We start from the raw sequence: 2,540 nt of genomic DNA, 5'->3' as shown, positions 1-2,540 counted from the left end.
ATGGGAACTCCAGAACTCCCAGAAACCGATCTCCATTGGATTGATTCTCGGGAGATCTGACCATCGGATATCACCCGAAAGTCGTTTCGGGACAACGACTTGGGAGATTTGCAAGGCCGACTACTTCTACCATCGAGCCCGGCTCGAGATGACCGACAAGTACGCCGATGTGCGCCAGGCCATGACAGACATCTTCGAGCGCAACTACCGCTGCTACGGCTACCGGCGGATCCACGCCTCGCTGAGCGATCGATCCGTGAGCATCTCGGAGAAGGTCATTCGTCGTCTGATGAAGCAGGAGTGCTTGGTTGCCGCGACGAGCAAGCGGCGCCGATACGGCTCGTACATGGGCGAGATCAGTCCGGCGCCCGACAACCTGCTGAATCGCGAATTCAGTGCCGAGGCTCCGAACGAGAAGTGGCTCACCGACATCACGGAGTTCCAGATCCCGGCAGGCAAGGTCTACCTGTCGCCCATGATCGATTGCTTCGATGGCATGGTCGTCAGCTGGTCTATCGGCACGCGGCCGAACGCCGAGTTGGTCAACACGATGCTCGATGCAGCCATCAACAAGCTCGCTGCCAGCGGTGAGCGGCCAATGATCCACTCGGACCGTGGGGGCACTATCGTTGGCCGGGCTGGCTGGCGAGAATTGCGGAGGCGAAGCTGATCCGCTCGATGTCACGCAAAGGATGTTCGCCGGACAACGCTGCCTGCGAAGGCTTCTTCGGCCGGCTGAAGACCGAGATGTTCTTCGAACGAGACTGGCTCTCGACGACCATCGAAAACTTCGTCGCAGCATTGGACACGTACATCCGCTGGTACAACGAAGTGCGAATCAAAAGCTCACTGGGCTTCCGAAGCCCCTCCGAGCACCGCAGAAGCCTGGGCCTCGCCGCATAACCAGTCCAAGTTTTTGTCCGCACCCCCCGCGGCTCAGTTTTCGGTCGGCGCCAACAGTTAATCGGAATCTGCGATGAAGCCCACTGGCTAGTCGCGGGGCCACACGCGGCATGAGAGAGAGCAGACGCAAGAAGGCCTACTTCTCCTAAAAGGACTCTTAAGAACGCAGTATTCATTTATCTCTCAAGAAATATAATAAATCGGCACAAGCAACAGATTTTGACTTAACAGGCTGTTGAAATACTGGCTTCGGTTCCGTAGGCGATCGGCGCAAGCTATCGCATGGTTGTGTGAACTCGTGCCTACGCGGGGCGAAGCGGCTCGAAAAAGCCGTGGGCAGCGTCCGTGATAGTGCGAATCCATTGGCAGCGACCTCTTGGGCGGCATTTCAACAGCCTGCTAACTGCGTGTGCACGCGCGCACCAGGGTCCGCATGTCGGCTTGGCCGTTATAGACCCTGGTGAGATGATCGATACCCTTATCTATTTATTTCCGGGGAAACTATTCGACTTTGGTTTTGACAAGGGTTCACAAATTGGAGCAGTGAAATTTAGAGAGCTCATGCAAACCTTGCCAAGCACGCCTTCCGTCGGCCCACAGTTCTCCGCCAATGCACAGTAGGCTCCCGGACGCGGAACAAATCGCCATTTAATGAGAGCGCCATCAATATCATTTCTTTGGCGTAAATCTGGAAATCTGACTCGAAAATCTTCCGTTTGCACTAATTCAGAACCGGGTTGTATCGTGACCTTGGCATAAGCCTGCGCGTCCACAATAGGATATAAGGATTCGATTTCCTTCACATTCCCTCGGGGCTGAATCCAATATTTCAAATCCGCGCCACTCATCCAAGGCAAGTCCGCCGTCAGCATATTAACAACATGACGTCCACAATTCTTAACTTTAACAGATATAGTCCATAAATCCCCATCGCCTGTTGGTTTACTTAGAGATATGGAAACCGCTTCGCATTTGGGCATAAACTGTCCCGCAAAACTGCTTTTACAAAAAGCAAGAATGACGATGGCATATAAAAGCCGTGATAAGCGATCGCTCATTGAAACCAGTCCAAATTCTTTAGTTGTTCCTTTTCCCACAAGATCTCCTCTTTGATTGCTTTGACACAATCGCTTGAGCACGAAGCTTCTTTTAATTTTTGCTCCAAACAAAATATCTTAGTTTTATAAGCCTTGCGTTCGGTTTCTTTCCGTTCGTTATTGTTCGAAGCCACGATTAGAACATTGCGCCTTACACCTCTGCATATCCCGCGATTCTGGCGCAAGGCGTCACTGATATGAGACTCTTCATGCACAGCGGTACATTGCGATATTCCGCACCGCTGCGCCAGTTCAGTTTGCGGCGCAAGCCTGATCACCGGCTCTCCCAATCCGTTGCAAACAATCGTGTTTTCATTGGTTTCTTTATACGGATTGGTCGCAAACAAACCCAAAGCATCCACCTCATTTATAGGGTCGTTTTCGACATAAGCATAGGTGTTGATGCCTCCCGCGAGCCCGATGGGATCCGACTCAACGTACCTCCCCGAGGTCGCCCGGTAATCCCGATTGAGGTTATAGAACAGCCCAGTCTCCTTGTCGAAGGTCTGCCCCGGGAACCTGAGGTTCAGGGTGAAGGCA

Annotated in this window: 2 protein-coding genes and 1 pseudogene; 1 reads left to right on the top strand and 2 read right to left on the bottom strand. The window is 52.7% G+C overall.

The window, feature by feature from the left end; genetic code table 11:
- Window positions 1–118: 118 nt before the first annotated feature.
- Window positions 119–903: pseudogene (locus FKP22_RS26990) on the top strand (IS3 family transposase); the annotation flags it as partial.
- Window positions 904–1,385: 482 nt separating this feature from the next.
- On the opposite strand, the gene FKP22_RS26985 reads toward FKP22_RS26990, so the two are convergent.
- Both FKP22_RS26985 and FKP22_RS26980 read right to left on the bottom strand, forming a co-directional pair.
- Window positions 1,386–1,961, bottom strand: a complete 576-nt coding sequence (locus FKP22_RS26985; RefSeq protein WP_141291044.1) for a hypothetical protein — start codon at window positions 1,959–1,961, stop codon at window positions 1,386–1,388.
- Window positions 1,958–2,540 (bottom strand): RHS repeat-associated core domain-containing protein (locus FKP22_RS26980; protein ID WP_141291043.1); only part of this gene is annotated, 583 nt, incomplete at its 5' end. The genes FKP22_RS26980 and FKP22_RS26985, both read right to left, overlap by 4 nt.

The sequence above is a fragment of the Ideonella azotifigens genome, assembly GCF_006519715.1.
GTDB lineage: Bacteria > Pseudomonadota > Gammaproteobacteria > Burkholderiales > Burkholderiaceae_C > Ideonella > Ideonella azotifigens.
The sequence above is the reverse complement of the archived record's forward strand: the minus strand, read 5'-3'. Positions and strand labels throughout refer to the sequence as shown.

What these genes read in the sequence shown, in the direction of transcription:
- FKP22_RS26985 (WP_141291044.1), bottom strand. Translation starts at nt 1,961, where the DNA reads ATGAGCGATCGCTTATCACGGCTTTTATATGCCATCGTCATTCTTGCT.